This is a genomic window from Allobosea eneae, from assembly GCF_042657265.1.
In the GTDB taxonomy this organism is placed as follows: domain Bacteria; phylum Pseudomonadota; class Alphaproteobacteria; order Rhizobiales; family Beijerinckiaceae; genus Allobosea; species Allobosea eneae.
The window spans coordinates 41,949-58,296 of the sequence record NZ_JBHSLW010000026.1 but is presented as its reverse complement, the minus strand read 5'-3'; the positions used below and the strand labels follow the sequence as shown (position 1 = coordinate 58,296).

Here is a 16,348-nt window from a genome sequence, read left to right as displayed (position 1 = left end):
GCATGATCACGGCTGGGATCGGGCTGCGCCCTGGTACGTCGGAGGCTGATATTCTCGACTGCTTGCGCCAGACACTCAGGGCCGCAAGACTCGAACCGAATGCGATCAAGCGCCTCGCCACCCTTGCCTCGCGCCTGGACGAGCCGGGGCTGGCGGCAGTGGCGCAGGCGCATGACCTCTCCCTCGTCGCCATCCCCGACGAAGCGCTCGCCGGCTTCGAGGCCGCCTGCGCCACGCGCTCGACCCGGATTTCCGGGCTCTACGGCGTCGGCTCGGTGGCCGAGGCTGCCGCGCTCGCTGCGGCCGGACCGGGCGCCACTCTGATCCAGCCGCGCATCGCCACCGCCCGTGTCACCTGCGCCCTTGCCCGGAGCGTCGCGTGACGGTCCATTTCATCGGTGCCGGCCCTGGCGCGGTCGACCTCATCACCCTGCGCGGACGCGAGCTGATCGGCGCCTGCCAGGTCTGCCTCTATGCGGGCTCGCTGGTCCCCAAGGCGATGCTGGGCTGGTGCCCGCCGGGCGCACGCATCATCGACACTGCCCCGCTCGATCTCGACGCGATCGTCGCCGAGATCGAAGCCGCTCATGCCGCGGGCAAGGACATCGCCCGGCTGCATTCCGGCGACATCTCGATCTGGAGCGCGACCGGCGAGCAGATGCGCCGGCTGGGTCAGCTCGGCATCCCCTACGAGATCACGCCGGGCGTGCCGGCCTTCGCCGCCGCGGCGGCGGCGCTCAAGCGGGAACTGACGCTGCCCGGCGTTGCGCAGTCTCTGGTGCTGACCCGCACCTCGGGCCGTGCCTCAGCCATGCCCGACAAGGAAAAGCTCGCGACTTTCGCGGCATCAGGTGCGACGCTCGCGATCCATCTCTCGATCCATGTGATCGAACAGGTGGTGGAGGAACTGACGCCCTTCTATGGCGCCGACTGTCCGGTCGCGATCGTCTTCCGCGCCTCCTGGCCGGAGGAGCGCATCCTGCGCGGGCGGCTCTCCGACATCGCCGATCAGGTCCGGGCGGCCGAGCTGGAGCGGACCGCGCTGATCCTGGTCGGGCCGGCGCTGGCGGCCGAGGACTTTTCCGAAAGCGCGCTCTATTCGACCGGTTATGACCGCCGCTTCCGGCCGCGCGGAGGCCAGGCATGACGACCCGCGGCCTGCTCATCGCCGCGCCGCGCTCCGGCTCGGGCAAGACCACGATCACGCTCGGCCTGCAGCGGGCGCTGACCCGGCGCGGCCTCAAGGTGCGCGGGCTGAAATGCGGGCCGGATTATATCGATCCGGCCTTCCACGCCGCCGCGACCGGCGCGCCCAGCGCCAATCTCGACAGCTATGCGATGCCGGACGCGCTGCTCGGCCAGATCGCCAACGAGGCAGCCGGGGCGGCCGACATTATCGTCGCCGAAGGCTCGATGGGGCTGTTCGACGGCGTGCCCGGCCCTGACGGACATACCGGCACCGGCGCCGACATCGCGGCGCTGCTCGGCTGGCCGGTGGTGCTGGTCGTCGACGTCTCCGGCCAGGCGCAATCGGCGGGAGCGGTCGCGCTCGGCTGCATGCTCTACGACAAGCGCATCCGCGTCGCCGGCGTGATCCTCAACAAGGTCGCGAGCGAGCGGCATCGCCGGCTGGCTGCGGCCGGCATGGAGCGAATCGGCCTGCCAGTGTTCGGCGCGCTCCCGCGCGAAGCCAGCCTGATCCTGCCCGAGCGCCATCTCGGCCTGGTCCAGGCCGGCGAGACCGAGGATCTGCATCAGCGGCTCGATGCGCTGGCGGAAGCGGTCGCGGCGGCAGTCGATCTCGATGAGGTGGTCGCGGCTGCGGGTGCGACCGTTTTGCCGGCTTCCGCCCGTCAGCTGGCGCCATTGCCCGCGCCGGGCACGCGCCTCGCCATCGCCCGCGACGCCGCTTTCAGCTTCGTCTACCCGCATGTCGAGGCCGGCTGGCGCACGCAAGGAACCGAGCTCGTGCCGTTCTCACCGCTCGCCGACGAGCCGCCTCCGGAAAGCTGCGACGCCTGCTGGCTGCCGGGCGGCTATCCCGAACTGCATGCCGGCCGGCTCGCCGGCGCCTCGCGCTTTCTCGATGGTCTGCGCGATTTCGCCCGCACCCGTCCGGTCCATGGCGAGTGCGGCGGCTATATGGTGCTCGGCAAGACTCTCATCGACGCCGGCGGCGCGAGCCATGCCATGGCAGGGCTGCTCTCGGTCGAGACCAGCTTCGCCAGGCGCAAGATGAACCTCGGCTATCGCAACGCCGTGCTCGCCACGGACGGGCCGCTCGGCCGCGCCGGCACGCAGCTCAGCGGCCACGAATTCCACTATGCGACCGTGATCTCGCAGGGCGAGGACCCGCCCTTCGCGGAGGTCACCGATCCGCATGGCTCGGCGCCCGCGCCAGCCGGCAGCCGCCGCGGCCTCGTCTCGGGCTCGTTCTTCCACGCCATCGCGGTGCGGGAGGGGGCGTGAGCGCGACGCCCGTCTTCGATGACGGCTTTCGCGACAAGCTCGGCGAGCTCTTCGCCTGGCGTCGCGATGTCCGGCGCTTCCGCCACGAGCCGGTGCCGGAAGCGCTGCTCGCCGGGTTGCTCGACCTGATGCAGCTCTCGCCTTCGGTCGGCCATTCGCAGCCCTGGCGCTGGCTGAGGGTCGACGATCCCGAGCAGCGCCTCGCGGTTCAGGCGAGCTTTTCCCATTGCAACGCAGATGCGCTGGCCGAGTACGAGGGCGAGCGCGCGGCGCTCTATGCCCGGCTCAAGCTCGAAGGCCTGCGCGAGGCGCCGGTGCAGTTCGCCGTGTTCTGCGACCACGCCACGGCGCAGGGCCACGGCCTCGGCCGCCGGACCATGCCGGAGATGCTGGATTATTCGGTGGTGGCGGCGATCACACAGTTCTGGCTCGCCGCCCGGGCACATGGGCTCGGGCTCGGCTGGGTCTCGATCCTCGATCCCTGCGAGATCGCGACCATCTTCGGCACACCGCCGGAATGGAAGCTGATCGGCTATCTCTGCCTCGGCTATCCCGAGGAGGAGCACGACGTGCCGGAACTCGTCCGCGCCGGCTGGGAGAACGATCCGCGACGTAGCGGCGGTCGCTAGGCTGTCCGACGCAGCGAACTGCGCAGGCCAAGCGCCGTCAGCATGGCAAGCAGCGCCGCGGCGCCGACCAGCCCGGCCGCCGAAGGCCAGCCCAGCGCTTCGATAATGCCGCCGATCGCGACGGGACCAACAACCTGGCCGAGGTTGCTGCCCTGCATCATCAGGCCGACCACGACCGGCAACAGCCGTGCCGCCGGCGCGGCGAGCGGAGCGGAAGCGAGCAATGTCGCCGGGATCAACCCACCCGCCGCAGCGAACAGCACGCAGAGCAGGAAGGTCGCGGTATCGGGCAAGAGGCCAAGGAAGATGCCGATCCCGCACAGGCCCATGGCGAGGCTGGCGGCGATGATCAGCTTGACCCGCCCGACGCCGCGCGACAGCAGCAGGCCGGCGATGAGATTGCCGGCGATGTTGCCGATGGTCGCAAGCGCGCTGAGCAGGCCGGCCGTTGCCAGCGAGACCTGCATGCGCTGCATCAGCAATACAGGCAGGAAGCTAAACAGGGCGAAGAACATCAGCGCATAGAGCGCGAAGGTCAGCGCCAGCAGCAGCGGCCCGCGCGCGCTCAGCGCCGCGCCGGCATCACCAGCGAGGGCGATCCAGGAAGGCGTAGCGCCGCTGTCGGACCTCGGCACGATCAGCACTGTCAGCACGATCGCAATAACGGCGAGGACGCCGGTGACCTGCCAGATCATACGCCAATCTGTCAGCCAAAGCCCGGCCAGCATGGCGAGCGCGATGCCGGTCGGCATGAAGCAGCTCCACACGGCCATGGCGAGGTCGCGCCGATCCGGGCTGGCGACACGCTGGAGGATGGCCGGCCCGGCAATGATGATCAGCAGGAAGCCGAGCCCCTCGACGACACGCGAGGCGAGCAGCATCGGAAAGCGCAGCGCCGCCGCGCCCAGGAAAGCGCCGACGGCCACGGCCAGCAGGCCGAGCAGGAGGACGTTTCGCGCGCCGAGCGCGATGGCGAGCGTGCCGACCGGGATGCCCCCGACCATGCCGAGCACAGCGAAGATCGAGGCGAGCCAGCCAAGCGCAGCCAGATCCAGTCCGAACTCGGCCTGCACCAAAGGCATCGCGATCGCCGCCTTGCCCACCTGCAGCGCCGCAACGATGCCGCTGGCGACGACCACGGAGACGGCGAGCCAGTCGGTCCTGGCATCCTGTGTTGAGACGGCGGCCGTCATGAGCGCGATCTTGCGACGATGATCTCTGCGGGATGATCGGCCATGCTCGGCTCCTTGGATGGCGCTGCGGCGTAGCCCGGAGATGTGGTTTTCAGCCGATCTCGAAAAGTGAGATAATTAGCATCGAGTCGATCAAGGAAATCGATCATGCTCGATGCGCTCACCCTCGACCAGATGCGAATCTTCGTGACCGTAGCCGAAGCCGGCAGCTTCCGTTCGGCCGCGGCGCGGCTGTCGCGGGCACAGTCGGCGATCAGCCATGCCATCGCCAATCTCGAGGCTCAGCTCGGCCTTTCCCTGTTCGACCGCTCCGCCCATCGCCCTGCCCTCACGGCGGAAGGCAAGGCTCTGCTCGCCGATATCAGGGAGGTGTTGCTGAGGGTCGGCGCCTTGAAGGCCCGCGCCCATGGCCTGAGCCGGGGCGTCGAGATCGAATTGTCGCTGACGATCGACGTGCTGTTCCCGTTTCCGCTGATCGGGGCAGCGCTCTCCGGCCTGCGCGAGCTCTATCCTTCCGTCTCGATCCGGCTCGCCATCGAGCCGCTCGGCGGGCCGATCGCGGCGCTGCTGGAGCGACGCAGCGCGCTCGCCATCACCGTCGGCGAGAACTTTCGCGACCCGCGCATCGCGATCGAGGCGCTCACGTCGATCGAGGTGATCGCGGTCGTCGCAGCGACGCATCCGCTCGCCCGGGCCGGCGATGGACGCCAATTGACCCGCTCCGAGCTCGCCCAGCATCTCCAGATCGTCCAGATCGACCCGACGCCGATCTCGGGCGCGCAGGATTTCAACGTGCTCTCGCCGCAGACCTGCCGCGTCACCGGGCAGGACACCAAGCATGCAATGATCCAGGCCGGACTCGGCTGGGGGCGGCTGCCGCACTGGCTGATCGAGCGCGATCTCACTGAGGGCAGGCTGGTCCGGGTCGCGACCGGGGCGCTCGGCCGGAACGCGCAATTGCCGGCAGAAGCCTATCTCGCCCACCGCCTCGACGAGGCGATGGGCCCGGCCGCGCGCGCTTTCGCGGAAGCACTGGCGCGGCTTTGCGCGGAGTGCCGCTAGAGGGCGCTGCCTCCGATATCGCGCGCCGTCTTTCCGGGGCGCGGCGAAGCCGCGAGCCCGGAACCCATATCCGCAAGGCGATCAAAAAAAGGCGGCAGCGCTGCCGCCCTTGTAATCAGGAGCCGTGTTCATGGGTTCCGGGCTCAGGCCTGCGGCCTGCCCCGGAAAGACAGCGGGTTTCCTTTGCGAGGAAACTACACCGCGACCTTGAACGGCGCTTCCGTCTTGGCCTTGATCTCGTCGAGTGACACGCCCTCGGCGCGCTCGATCAGGGTCATGCCGCCGCCATTCTCGTCGATCGTGAAGACGCCGAGATCGGTGATCACCATGTCGACGACGCCGGCGCCGGTCAGCGGCAGGTCGCAGGCCTTGAGCAGCTTCGGCGATTCCGAGCCGTCCTTGTTCTTGGCGACGTGCTCCATCACCACGACGACCTTCTTGACGCCGGCGACGAGGTCCATGGCGCCGCCCATGCCCTTCACCATCTTGCCGGGGATCATCCAGTTGGCGAGGTCGCCATTCTCGGCGACCTGCATGGCGCCGAGGATGGAGAGGTCGATATGGCCGCCGCGGATCATGCCGAAGGAATCCGAGGACGAGAAATAGCTCGTCGTCGGCAATTCGGTGATGGTCTGCTTGCCGGCATTGATCAGGTCGGGATCCTCCTCGCCCTCATAGGGGAAGGGGCCCATGCCGAGCATGCCGTTCTCCGACTGGAGCTGCACGCTCATGCCGTCGGGGATGTAGTTGGAGACGAGGGTAGGTATGCCGATGCCGAGATTGACATAGAAGCCGTCCTTCAGCTCCTTGGCGGCGCGAGCGGCGATCTGTTCACGGGTCCAGGCCATGTGCGTGATCTCCTCTTAGGCCGTTTCGCGCTTGCGCACGGTGCGCTGCTCGATGCGCTTCACCGGATTGGCGACGTGCACGATGCGCTTCACGAAGATGCCGGGGGTATGGATTTGGTCGGGATCGATCTCGCCGGCCGGGACGAGATGCTCGACCTGGGCGATCGTCATGCGCGAGGCGCTAGCCATCATCGGATTGAAGTTGCGCGCCGTCTTCCGGTAAACGAGGTTGCCCTCGGTATCGCCCTTCCAGGCATGGACGATCGAGATGTCGGCGAAGAGGCCGCGCTCCATGATGTAGCGCTCGCCGTCGAACTCGCGCTCCTCCTTGCCTTCGGCGATCAGTGTGCCGACGCCGGTCTTGGTGAAGAAGGCGGGGATGCCGGCGCCGCCGGCACGGATGCGCTCGGCCAGCGTGCCCTGAGGGTTGAATTCGAGCTCGAGCTGGCCGGAGAGATACTGCTCGGCGAAGAGCTTGTTCTCGCCGACGTAAGAGCTGATCATCTTCCTGATCTGCTTGGTCTCGAGCAGGATGCCGAGGCCGGCGCCGTCGACGCCGGCATTGTTGGAGATGAAGGTCAGGTTCTTGGCGCCGGAGTCGCGGATCGCCTCGATCAGCGTGTCGGGAATGCCGCAGAGGCCGAAACCGCCGGCCATGATGGTCATGCCGTCCTTGACGACGCCGGCGAGCGCCGCCTTGGCGTCAGGAAAAACCTTCTTCATCGGGATGCCTTCGTCGCTGGTGATCGTAAGGGACGCCCGAAAACAACTAGCCGAGCGCATGGTGCGGTTGCAACATCAGTCGCTGACGCGCCCGTCATGCGACGATGCGCAGCCGAGAGCGGCTAATGGCGAGACATGACAGCCCGGCCCGGCCGATGCTACCAAACGGCGCGCCCTGCCTTCCGGAGCCACGCCCTTGTCCGCTTCCCGCTCCATCCTGCTGATCATCGGCGGCGGCATCGCCGCCTATAAGTGCCTGGAGCTGATCCGGCGCCTGAAGGATCACGGCATCGCCTGCCGCTGCATTCTGACCAAGGCCGGCGAACAGTTCGTCACGCCGCTCGCGGTGTCCTCGCTCGCGGGCGAAAAGTGCTTCACCGATCTGTTCTCGCTGACGGACGAGGCCGATATCGGCCATATCGCCCTGTCGCGCTCGACCGATCTCCTGGTCGTCGCGCCCGCCACCGCCGACCTGATCGCCAAGATGGCGAACGGCCATGCCGACGATCTCGCCTCCACAGCGCTACTGGCGACGAATAAACGGATCCTGATCGCTCCGGCCATGAACCCCAGGATGTGGGAGCATCCGGCGACGCGGCGCAACATGGCGACGCTGCAGAAGGACGGCGTTCTCGTCGTCGGCCCCAATTCCGGCGCCATGGCCGAGCGCGGCGAGAGCGGCCCCGGCCGCATGGCCGAGCCGCATGAGCTGCTCGCCGCGATCGAATTGGCGCTCGCCGGCGACAGCAGGCAGACGCCCTCGATCGGCTTTCTGGGCCGTCTGCCCGGTGGCGCGCCATCCGGGCCGAAGCCGCTGGCGGGCAAGCGCGTGCTCGTCACCTCCGGCCCGACACATGAGCCGATCGACCCGGTGCGCTATATCGCCAACCGCTCCTCCGGCAAGCAGGGCCACGCCATCGCGGCAGCCGCGGCGGCCGCGGGCGCGCAGGTGACGCTGATCTCCGGGCCGGTGACGATTCCCGACCCCGTCGGTGTCAACACCGTCCATGTCGAGAGCGCGCGCGACATGCTGGCGGCGACTGAAAGCGCACTGCCAGCCGATATCGCGATCTTCGCTGCGGCCGTCGCCGACTGGCGCAGCGCCGATGCCGCCGGCCAGAAGATGAAAAAGGACGGCAAGGGCCCGCCCAGCCTCGCTCTGGTCGAGAACCCCGACATTCTCGCCACCATCGCGGCGCGCGAGATTGACCGGCCGGCCCTGGTCGTCGGCTTCGCCGCGGAGACGCAGAACGTCGTCGACTATGCCCGCGCCAAGCTGGCGAAGAAGGGCTGCGACCTGATCGTCGCCAATGATGTCGGCGGCACCGGCGTAATGGGCGGCGACGGCAACACCGTCCACCTTGTCAGCACAGACAGCGTCGAGACCTGGCCGACCCTGCCCAAATCGGAGGTGGCGACGCGCCTCGTCGCGCATTTCGCCGATCTGCTGGCGCATAAGGGCTGACGGTCGATGGCGACGCTCCGCATCAGGCGCCTGCCGCACGCCCACGACCTGCCGCTGCCGGCCTATGAGACCGCAGGCGCCGCCGGGCTTGATTTGCGGGCCGCCTTGCCGGACGGGCCGCTGCGATTGGAGCCGCGCGCGCGCCTGCTGGTGCCGACCGGGCTCGTGCTCGAATTGCCGGAGGGTACAGAAGGCCAGGTGAGGCCGCGCTCCGGGCTCGCCTTGCGCCACGGCGTCACCCTGCTCAACACGCCCGGCACGATCGACGCCGACTATCGCGGCGAGGTCGGGGTCATCCTGATCAATCACGGTCGGGAGGCCTTCACCATCCAGCATGGCGACCGCATCGCCCAACTCGTCGTCGCCGCGGTGCTGCAGGTTGGAATCGTCGCGGCCACAGAGCTCAGCGAGACCGAACGCGGAGCCGGCGGTTTCGGCTCGACCGGAGTGAGCGATTCCGCCTTGCGGCAGGCGGCTGGAGACAAGGCATGATCCAGCTCTCGCGCCGTAGCCTGCTGGCGGTCACCGCGGTCGTCGACATCGCCCTGCACGCCCGGCCCACCCCGGTTGCGGCCAAGGCACTGGCGGCGCGGCATGAATTGCCGCCGCGCCATCTCGAAACCGTGCTGCAGGCGCTGGTCAGGGTCGGGATCCTCAAGGGCGTGCGCGGGCCGCGCGGCGGCTACGAACTCGCGCGTGAGCGCCGTCGCATCACCGCCGGCGAGATCGTGCGCGCCGCGATGCAGGCCAATGCCGACGAAACCCTGCCGCCACTGCCGCGTTCGGCCTTGGTGGACGCCGTGGTCGACCCGATGATGCAGCAGGCCATGGAAGCCTGGCTCGCCAGGCTCGACGCCGTCACCGTGGCCGATCTTTGTCGCGAGGCCGAAGAGCGCGCCGCGACCGGAGAACCGATGGCCAGCACAGATTTCACGATCTGATCTGTTAAATACCTCATTTCTCGACATATTCTGTGATTTGATGCTAGCCTGAACGCCGTTTCTTGAGCCAAGACTGACCACCAAGAGCACAGCAAGGGAGGCCGCCATGGCCGATGCAGCGCAGAAGCCCGCCCATATCCCCGGCCGCGGCCGTATCTACGATTCGATCACCGACACGATCGGCGATACCCCGCTGGTGCGGCTCAACCGCCTGCCGGCTGAGCGCGGCGTCACCGCCACGATCCTGGCCAAGCTCGAATTCTTCAACCCGATCTCCAGCGTCAAGGACCGCATCGGCGTCTCGATGATCGACGCGCTCGAAGCCTCCGGCGCGCTGAAGCCCGGCGGCACCCTGATCGAGCCGACCTCGGGCAATACCGGCATCGCGCTCGCCTTCGTCGCCGCCGCGCGCGGCTATCGCCTCATCCTGGTCATGCCCGAGACGATGTCGCTCGAGCGCCGCAAGATGCTGGCCTTCCTCGGCGCCGAGCTCGTGCTGACGCCCGGCCCCGGCGGCATGCGCGGCGCTGTCGCCAAGGCCGAGGAGCTCAAGAACGAGATTCCCGGCGCGATCATCCCGCAGCAGTTCGAGAACCCCGCCAATCCGGCGATCCACCGCAAAACCACGGCTGAGGAGATCTGGAACGACACCAATGGCGCGGTCGACATCGTCATCTCCGGCGTCGGCACCGGCGGCACCATCACCGGCGTCGGCCAGGTGCTGAAGGCCAAGAAGCCGTCGGTGAAGATGGTCGCGATCGAGCCGGAGGATTCGCCGGTGCTGTCGGGCGGCCAGCCCGGCCCGCACAAGATCCAGGGCATCGGCGCCGGCTTCGTGCCGGGCATCCTCGACCGCGGCGTCATCGACGAGGTCGTCACCGTTGGCAACCAGACGGCGTTCGAGACCTCGCGGGCGCTCGCCAAGACCGAAGGCATCCCGGCCGGCATTTCCTCGGGCGCGGCGATTGCCGCGGCGCTGGAAGTCGGCGCTCGGCCGGAGAATGCCGGCAAGACGATCGTGGTGATCATTCCCTCCTTCGCCGAGCGCTACATCTCCAGCGCCCTCTTCGAAGGTCTGTGATCCCAGCGAGCCTGCAGATCGTCCGGCTGAGCGAGGCCCTGCCGGACGATCTGCCCGCCTTGCAGGACGAGGCGGCGGCCGAAGGCTACCGTTTCGTCGAAGGCATCCTGGAGGATTGGGACGCCGGACGCTATGCCGGCACGGACGAGCGGAGCACGCTGGTCGCCGTCTATCGCGAGGGCATCTTGGCGGCGATCGGCGCGGTGACGCCCGACCCTTACGACCCGGCGCCCGATCTGCTGCGCATCTGCCATGTCTATGTCCGGCCGGGCAAGCGGCGCGAAGGCGTTGGTCGCGCGTTGGCGAGTGCGCTGATCCAGCAGGGGCTTGCGCTGGCACCGCGGCTCTCGCTCAACGCCGCCGATGCCGGCGCCTCCGCCTTCTGGGAGGCGATGGGTTTCCGGCCCGACAGCGGCGGCACACGGCGCAGCCATCTGCTGGAGCGCTGAAAGTTAGCCTCGCAGCGTGATCCGGTTGCCCCAGGGATCGACGGTCGAGGCCGCATCGCCACCGGACGCCGCCATGCGCCGGCTCAGCGCAGCGCGGGCCTCATCGTCACGCGCGACAAGCTCGAAACTCGACAAGCCAGCCTCATTGTCCCGGCGTGGGCCGGCGCCGCGGCTGTGCCAGGTGTTGGTGGCGATGTGGTGGTGGTAGCCGCCGGTCGCCATGAAGCTCGCGCCGGGATAGTGCACCATCACCTCGAAGCCGAGCGCATCGCGATAGAAGCCTTCGGCCTGCGCGAGATCGCCGACGCGCAGATGGATGTGGCCCATGATGGTGCCCTCCGGCATGCCGGCATAGGCGCGCCCGTCGGCGTCACCAAGCAGCGCGTCGAGATCGAGCCGCTCGGTCGCCATCTTGAGCCGGCCGCCATCGAGCCGCGGCCATTCAGGGCGGCTGCGGTCGCGATAGACCTCGATGCCGTTGCCCTCGGGATCGGAGAGATAGAGCGCCTCGCTGACGAGATGGTTCGAGGCGCCTTCCAGCCCGATGCGCGCCTCGGCTGCATGCCTGAGCCAATTGCCGAGATCGCGGCGCGAGGGCAGCAGGATCGCCATGTGGAACAGGCCGGCGGCCGAGGATGGGTGCTGCGCGCCGGCTTCCAGCTTCACCAGCGGCTCGCCGCCGGCACCGAGCACGGCATGGTCGGCATCCTGCCCGATCACCGAGAGCCCGATCGCATCGCGATAGAACGCCGTCAGCCCGGCAAGGTCGCGCACGCGCAGGCTCACCGCGCCGATATGGACGGGCGCGTCGAGCGCCTCGTTGCGGGGCTGGGCCTGGGTGTCGGTGGCTACGGACATGGGGCTGCTCCAAACTTGCGGCGGCAGGGCCGAACGCCAGCAAGATGGGGCTCTCAGCCGCGCTTGTCGTCCCCTCGCGAGGCAAGTCCGAGATTGCATAGCCGCAATGCTGTTCCACCGTCATTGCGACGAGTGATGCGACGACGCGACTCAGGACCGAGGAGCTCTACAAGCTGGATGCTTCGCTTGCGCTCGCACTGGCGGTCAAAGCCGTCAGGCCCGCTCCGCCAGCGTCCGCGCGATCGCGGCGCGGAATTCGGGGATGCCGAGCCCCTTCTCGCTGGAGGTCAGCAGCACCTCGGGAAAGGCAGCTGGCCGGCGCCTGATCTTCTCGGCCGTCGCCTCGATCACCGCCTCCTGCTCGGACTTCTTGAGCGCATCGCCCTTGGTCAGGATCACCTGATAGGACACGGCGGCCTTGTCGAGCGTTTCCAGCACGTCACCGTCGACGTCCTTGATGCCGTGGCGGGCGTCGATCAGCACATAGACGCGCATCAGATTGGCGCGGCCGCGCAGATAGTCGTGGATCAGCTTCGTCCAGGCCGCGACCTTCTCCTTGCCGACGGCGGCATAGCCATAGCCGGGCATGTCGACGATGGTCAGGCGCTCGTCATAGCCGACCTGGCGGAAGAAGTTGAGCTGCTGGGTCCGGCCCGGCGTGTGCGAGGTGCGCGCCAGGGCATTGCGGCGGGTCAGCGCGTTGATCAGGCTCGACTTGCCGACATTGGAGCGGCCGGCGAAGGCGATCTCCTGGCTGACCATGGGCGGCAGGTCGTCGATGCGGGTCGAGGCCCAGACGAAATCCCACGGCCCCTCGAAGAGTTTTCGGGCGGATTCGAGTTCGTCGTCCTTGAAAGGAAGATGTTGATCCGAGGTCATGGCTTCTGCCTGTTGGAGAAAACAGAAGCCCTCATCCTGAGGAGCAGCCGTCAGGCTGCGTCTCGAAGGATGCTCCAGAGCGCGCTGGAAGCATCCTTCGAGACGCCGCTTCGCGGCTCCTCAGGATGAGGGCTGAGGATGGTCTAGCTGTTACACGGCAGCGCGCAGCGCGTCGATGTCCGCGCCGGCGATCAGCGGCAGGTTGCGCGCGATCCTCTGCGGCTCCCAGTCCCACCAGCGGATCTCGAGCAGCGCCTCAACCACCTCCGGCGCAAAGCGCATCTTCACGACGCGGCCGGGATTGCCGACGACGACGGCATAGGGTGGAACGTCGCGCGAAACCTGCGCGCGGGTGCCGATGATCGCGCCGTCGCCGATGCTGACGCCGGGCATGATCACCGCCTCGCGGCCGATCCAGACATCGTTGCCGATCACGGTGTCGCCACGCAGGCCGAGGCCGTCGCGGGTGAAGTCGGGCACGTTCTCGAAGCCGAACATGCCGAACGGATAGGTCGAGAAGCCGCCCATCGGGTGGTTGGCGCCGTTCATGATGAACTGCGCCGCCTGGGCGATCGCGACGAACTTGCCGATGATCAGCCGGTCGCCAATGAAGTCGAAATGATAGCGCACGCAGCGGGCGAGGAAGTGCTCGGGCCCGCGCGAGTCGTCATAGTAGCTGTAGTCGCCGACCTCGACGAGCGGATGGTCGACCACCGCCTTGAGGAAGGCCGTGCCCTTCCAGCCGGCGATTGGATGGCGGGTCTTGGGATCGGGAAGTGGCATGGCGCGGCACTAAGCATATAGCCGGCGCCTAGGACAAGCCGGGAGGCGAAACGCAAAACGCCGGAGCCTTGCGACATCCGGCGTTCTGTTCCGTCTTGGCAAAGGCTTTCGCCCCTCGCCTCACTTCTTGTTGCTGTTCGCGGGCTTTGGCGTCGCGGCGCTCGGCGTCGATGGGACCGGCTTCTTGCTAAACATGCCCTTGAGATTGTCCCACAGCTCGATCTTCACGCCGTGCTTCTTCATGATGTAGCCCTGCTGGGCGACCGAGAGCAGGTTGTTCCAGGTCCAGTAGATCACCAAGCCGGCCGGGAACGAGCCGAGCAGGAAGGTGAAGAACACCGGCATCCAGGTGAACATCATCTTCTGGACCGGATCCGGCGGCTCCGGATTCATCTTCATCTGCACGAACATCGTCACGCCCATCAGGATCGGCCAGATGCCGAGATGCAGCATGGCCGGCGGTGTGAACGGCAGCAGGCCGAACAGGTTGAAGAGATTGGTCGGGTCCGGCGCGGCAAGGTCCTTGATCCAGCCATAGAACGGCGCATGCCGCATCTCGATGGTGATGAACAGGATCTTGTAGAGCGCGAAGAAGACCGGGATCTGCACAAGCACCGGCCAGCAGCCGGCGAGCGGGTTGATCTTCTGGGTCTTGTACAGCTCCATCAGCGCCTGCTGCTGCTTCATCTTGTCGTCAGCATAGCGCTCGCGGATCGCCATCATCTCCGGCTGAACCGCCTTCATCTTCGCCATTGAGGCGTAGGACTTGTTGGCGAGCGGGAAGAACAGCAGCTTCAGCAGGACGGTCACGACCAGGATGGCGATGCCGAAATTGCCGACATGCTTGTAGACCCAGTCCATCACGTAGAACATCGGCTTCGTGATGAAGTAGAACCAGCCCCAGTCGATCATCAGCTCGAAGCGCTTGATGCCGAGGTTCTTCTCATAGCCGTCGATCGCCGCGACTTCCTTGGCGCCGGCGAATAGGCGCGAGGAGGCGCTGGCCGAAGCGCCCGGGGCGACATTGACGGCCTCGCCGAGGAAGTCGGCCTGATAGGTGCGCACCGAACCGGTTTGCACCGAGGAGTAGCGGCCCTCGTATTTCTTGCCCTGGTCGGGGATGGCGGCCGCTGCCCAGTACTTGTCGGTGATGCCGACGAAGCCGCCGACGACATCCTTCCAGGCCCTGCCATGCGTCGCCGAGCCGAGCGCCGGCTCCTTGTCGATGGCGTCATAGGTGTATTCCTGCAGACCCTGCTCGCCGAGCGAGCCGATCATGCCCTCGTGCAGCACGTAATAGCCCAGCGTCGCCGGCTTGCCGACGCGCACGACCTGGCCATAGGGGTAGAGGGTGACGGCGTTGGCGCCCTTGTTCTCGACCTCGTCGCGGATCGAGAACATCGCATTGTCATCGACCGCGATGGTGCGCTTGAACGTGAGGCCCTGGCCGTTGTCCCAGCTCAGCACCACCGGCTTGGCCGCGGTCAGGACCTGGCTGTCGGCGGTCCAGACCGTATTGGCGTTCGGCAAAGCGACATTGGCGCCCGGCCCCGCAACCCAGCCGAAATCGGAATAATAGGCATTCGGCCCGCCGGCCGGCGAGAGCAACACGATGATCGGGCTCTTCGGATCGACCGTCTCGTGATAGGCCTTGAGCGAGACGTCGTCGATGCGCGCGCCGGTCAGCGAGAGCGAGCCGGCGATCTTGCTCGTATCGATCCTGAGGCGCGGGCCGGCCGCGAGCGCCGCCTCGCGAGTCGCGGCGACGGGCGCAGCCGTGACGGGCGCCTGGCCAGGCTGCGCCGGGGCGGTCCCCGGAGCCGGAGCGGTGCCGGGCGTGGTCGGCGCGCCGGACGGCTGGGCTACCTGCTGGCTCTGCGTTTGCTGGTTCTGCTGCGCGATCTGCTTCTGCTTCTCGGCCTGGGGCAGGCCGTAGAAATATTGCCAGCCGAGCAGCACGACGACCGAGAGCGTGATCGCCAGCAGCAGATTGCGGTTGTCTTCTTTCATCATCATCGTCTGAAAACGGTCTCGCTGGCGGCCCTGGCGGGCGTCTATGAGGCTTGGCGCGAAGCGGAGCGCCGGTCGGGGCGTCGCTTGCCGCCGCTCGGGCGGGCGCGGTCGAGCGCGACCGCGATGTCGGCGACCATGGCCGTGAACGCGGCGCTCACGGTCTCTGGTCGGGCGACGATCACGAGATCGCAGGGCTTGCCGGTCTGCCCCGCGAGGGCAAGTGCAGCGGCAGCCCGGAGGCGGCGGCGGATGCGGTTGCGCACCACGGCGTTGCCGGTCTTACGCGAGGCGGTCAGGCCGAGGCGCAAACCCTCCTGCTCCGGCTTGTCGAGGACCTGCGCGGTGAAGGCGGACGAACGAAAACGGCGACCGTGCTCGGCCGCCGCGAGAAAGTCCTTGCGTTGCGTCAGACGGGCGAGGCGCATGGCGATTGGCCAGTCTTCCGGAACGGGCGCGCCTGAAGCGCGCCTTGAGTTCATCAGGCCGACAGGCGCTTGCGGCCGTGGGCGCGACGAGCGGCGATGACCTTGCGGCCGCCCTTGGTCGCCATGCGGGCGCGGTAGCCGTGGCGGCGCTTGCGCACCAGCTTGCTGGGTTGATAGGTTCTCTTCACGGTCCGTCTCCGGGGCCTTGTTCGGCAGGGCGAACACGGCTCCCGGAGGGAAAGCCCGCGCCAGCCAAGCCTGTCATGCAATAAGGGTCAGCGCTGCCGGGGCAGCGCAGGTCGCGGGCTTATGGCGGATGGGAGACCCCGAGTCAATGCCGAAACGCCTGCGCCGCGCCGTCGCAGCGACGCATTTTGCCGCGGACTTGCACTCGCGCGCCAAAGCGACGATATAGCGCTCGGGAGGTTGGCGAGGGACGTCTCACTCGCCAACCCGGTCAGGTCCGGAAGGAAGCAGCCGTAACGAGACCGAACGGGTCTTCGTCCAACCTCCTACTTCAGCGCGAGCTC

Annotated in this window: 19 protein-coding genes and 1 other RNA gene; 11 read left to right on the top strand and 9 right to left on the bottom strand. The window is 67.7% G+C overall.

What is annotated here, in order from left to right; translation table 11 throughout:
- Nucleotides 1-2 precede the first annotated feature (2 nt).
- Genes ACFPOB_RS16435 through bluB form a run of 4 tightly spaced genes read left to right on the top strand, consistent with a single transcriptional unit; the run spans nucleotide 3 to nucleotide 3,098 of the window.
- The gene (locus tag ACFPOB_RS16435; RefSeq protein WP_377799490.1) at nucleotides 3-383 is read left to right on the top strand and encodes a cobalamin biosynthesis protein; all 381 of its coding nucleotides are present in this window, start codon (nucleotides 3-5) and stop codon (nucleotides 381-383) included.
- Nucleotides 380-1,147, top strand: coding sequence for a precorrin-4 C(11)-methyltransferase (cobM, locus tag ACFPOB_RS16430; protein ID WP_377799489.1), 768 nt, complete (start codon nucleotides 380-382; stop codon nucleotides 1,145-1,147). Before ACFPOB_RS16435 ends, cobM begins: the two co-directional genes overlap by 4 nt.
- Complete coding sequence (locus ACFPOB_RS16425) at nucleotides 1,144-2,469, top strand: cobyrinate a,c-diamide synthase (RefSeq protein WP_377799488.1); 1,326 nt, start codon at nucleotides 1,144-1,146, stop codon at nucleotides 2,467-2,469. The genes cobM and ACFPOB_RS16425 overlap by 4 nt, the downstream gene beginning before the upstream one ends.
- On the top strand, nucleotides 2,466-3,098 hold the full coding sequence (gene bluB, locus ACFPOB_RS16420) for a 5,6-dimethylbenzimidazole synthase (RefSeq protein WP_377799487.1): 633 nt from the start codon (nucleotides 2,466-2,468) through the stop codon (nucleotides 3,096-3,098). The genes ACFPOB_RS16425 and bluB overlap by 4 nt, the downstream gene beginning before the upstream one ends.
- On the opposite strand, the gene ACFPOB_RS16415 is transcribed toward bluB, so the two are convergent.
- Nucleotides 3,095-4,291 (bottom strand): MFS transporter, encoded by a 1,197-nt coding sequence (locus tag ACFPOB_RS16415; protein WP_377799486.1) that lies wholly within the window; start codon nucleotides 4,289-4,291, stop codon nucleotides 3,095-3,097. The genes bluB and ACFPOB_RS16415 overlap by 4 nt on opposite strands.
- Before the next feature lie 147 nt (nucleotides 4,292-4,438).
- Between ACFPOB_RS16415 and ACFPOB_RS16410 the strand changes: the two genes are divergently transcribed.
- A complete protein-coding gene (locus ACFPOB_RS16410; protein WP_377799485.1) occupies nucleotides 4,439-5,353 on the top strand; it encodes a LysR family transcriptional regulator in 915 nt (304 codons plus the stop codon).
- Nucleotides 5,354-5,547: 194 nt separating this feature from the next.
- Here ACFPOB_RS16410 and ACFPOB_RS16405 read toward each other — a convergent pair whose 3' ends face one another.
- Together ACFPOB_RS16405 and ACFPOB_RS16400 are read right to left on the bottom strand one after the other, a co-directional pair.
- Complete coding sequence (locus ACFPOB_RS16405) at nucleotides 5,548-6,201, bottom strand: 3-oxoacid CoA-transferase subunit B (RefSeq protein WP_377799484.1); 654 nt, start codon at nucleotides 6,199-6,201, stop codon at nucleotides 5,548-5,550.
- Nucleotides 6,202-6,216: 15 nt separating this feature from the next.
- Nucleotides 6,217-6,924 carry a CoA transferase subunit A gene (locus ACFPOB_RS16400; protein ID WP_092157350.1) on the bottom strand — a complete coding sequence of 236 codons (708 nt, stop codon included), beginning with the start codon at nucleotides 6,922-6,924 and terminating at the stop codon, nucleotides 6,217-6,219.
- 196 nt (nucleotides 6,925-7,120) lie between these two features.
- On the opposite strand from ACFPOB_RS16400, the gene ACFPOB_RS16395 reads away from it, so the two are divergent.
- The 5 genes from ACFPOB_RS16395 (at nucleotide 7,121) to ACFPOB_RS16375 (ending at nucleotide 10,860) form a co-directional block, all read left to right on the top strand.
- Nucleotides 7,121-8,389: a phosphopantothenoylcysteine decarboxylase domain-containing protein gene (locus ACFPOB_RS16395; protein WP_377799483.1), complete on the top strand. Its 1,269-nt coding sequence runs from the start codon at nucleotides 7,121-7,123 to the stop codon at nucleotides 8,387-8,389.
- A gap of 6 nt (nucleotides 8,390-8,395) precedes the next feature.
- Complete coding sequence (dut, locus tag ACFPOB_RS16390; RefSeq protein WP_377799482.1) at nucleotides 8,396-8,881, top strand: dUTP diphosphatase; 486 nt, start codon at nucleotides 8,396-8,398, stop codon at nucleotides 8,879-8,881.
- Nucleotides 8,878-9,330 carry an RrF2 family transcriptional regulator gene (locus tag ACFPOB_RS16385; RefSeq protein WP_377799481.1) on the top strand — a complete coding sequence of 151 codons (453 nt, stop codon included), beginning with the start codon at nucleotides 8,878-8,880 and terminating at the stop codon, nucleotides 9,328-9,330. Before dut ends, ACFPOB_RS16385 begins: the two co-directional genes overlap by 4 nt.
- 106 nt (nucleotides 9,331-9,436) lie before the next feature.
- The gene (cysK, locus tag ACFPOB_RS16380; RefSeq protein WP_377799480.1) at nucleotides 9,437-10,411 is read left to right on the top strand and encodes a cysteine synthase A; all 975 of its coding nucleotides are present in this window, start codon (nucleotides 9,437-9,439) and stop codon (nucleotides 10,409-10,411) included.
- Nucleotides 10,408-10,860, top strand: a complete 453-nt coding sequence (locus ACFPOB_RS16375; RefSeq protein ID WP_377799479.1) for a GNAT family N-acetyltransferase — start codon at nucleotides 10,408-10,410, stop codon at nucleotides 10,858-10,860. Before cysK ends, ACFPOB_RS16375 begins: the two co-directional genes overlap by 4 nt.
- Nucleotides 10,861-10,863: 3 nt before the next feature.
- Here ACFPOB_RS16375 and ACFPOB_RS16370 read toward each other — a convergent pair whose 3' ends face one another.
- The 6 genes from ACFPOB_RS16370 to rpmH form a co-directional block, all read right to left on the bottom strand.
- Nucleotides 10,864-11,718 (bottom strand): VOC family protein, encoded by an 855-nt coding sequence (locus ACFPOB_RS16370; RefSeq protein ID WP_377799478.1) that lies wholly within the window; start codon nucleotides 11,716-11,718, stop codon nucleotides 10,864-10,866.
- A gap of 213 nt (nucleotides 11,719-11,931) precedes the next feature.
- The gene (gene yihA / locus ACFPOB_RS16365) at nucleotides 11,932-12,597 is read right to left on the bottom strand and encodes a ribosome biogenesis GTP-binding protein YihA/YsxC (protein WP_377799477.1); all 666 of its coding nucleotides are present in this window, start codon (nucleotides 12,595-12,597) and stop codon (nucleotides 11,932-11,934) included.
- Between the two features lie 150 nt (nucleotides 12,598-12,747).
- Complete coding sequence (locus tag ACFPOB_RS16360; RefSeq protein ID WP_377799476.1) at nucleotides 12,748-13,380, bottom strand: CatB-related O-acetyltransferase; 633 nt, start codon at nucleotides 13,378-13,380, stop codon at nucleotides 12,748-12,750.
- 120 nt (nucleotides 13,381-13,500) lie between these two features.
- Entirely contained in the window at nucleotides 13,501-15,390 is a 1,890-nt protein-coding gene (gene yidC / locus ACFPOB_RS16355) for a membrane protein insertase YidC (RefSeq protein ID WP_377799475.1), read from the bottom strand.
- Nucleotides 15,391-15,434: 44 nt separating this feature from the next.
- Nucleotides 15,435-15,818, bottom strand: a complete 384-nt coding sequence (gene rnpA / locus ACFPOB_RS16350; protein WP_377799474.1) for a ribonuclease P protein component — start codon at nucleotides 15,816-15,818, stop codon at nucleotides 15,435-15,437.
- A gap of 53 nt (nucleotides 15,819-15,871) precedes the next feature.
- Nucleotides 15,872-16,006: a 50S ribosomal protein L34 gene (rpmH, locus tag ACFPOB_RS16345; RefSeq protein ID WP_038364779.1), complete on the bottom strand. Its 135-nt coding sequence runs from the start codon at nucleotides 16,004-16,006 to the stop codon at nucleotides 15,872-15,874.
- A gap of 232 nt (nucleotides 16,007-16,238) precedes the next feature.
- Between rpmH and ffs the strand changes: the two genes are divergently transcribed.
- An RNA gene (gene ffs / locus ACFPOB_RS16340) (signal recognition particle sRNA small type) lies at nucleotides 16,239-16,335 on the top strand.
- The last annotated feature ends 13 nt before the right edge of the window (nucleotides 16,336-16,348 follow it).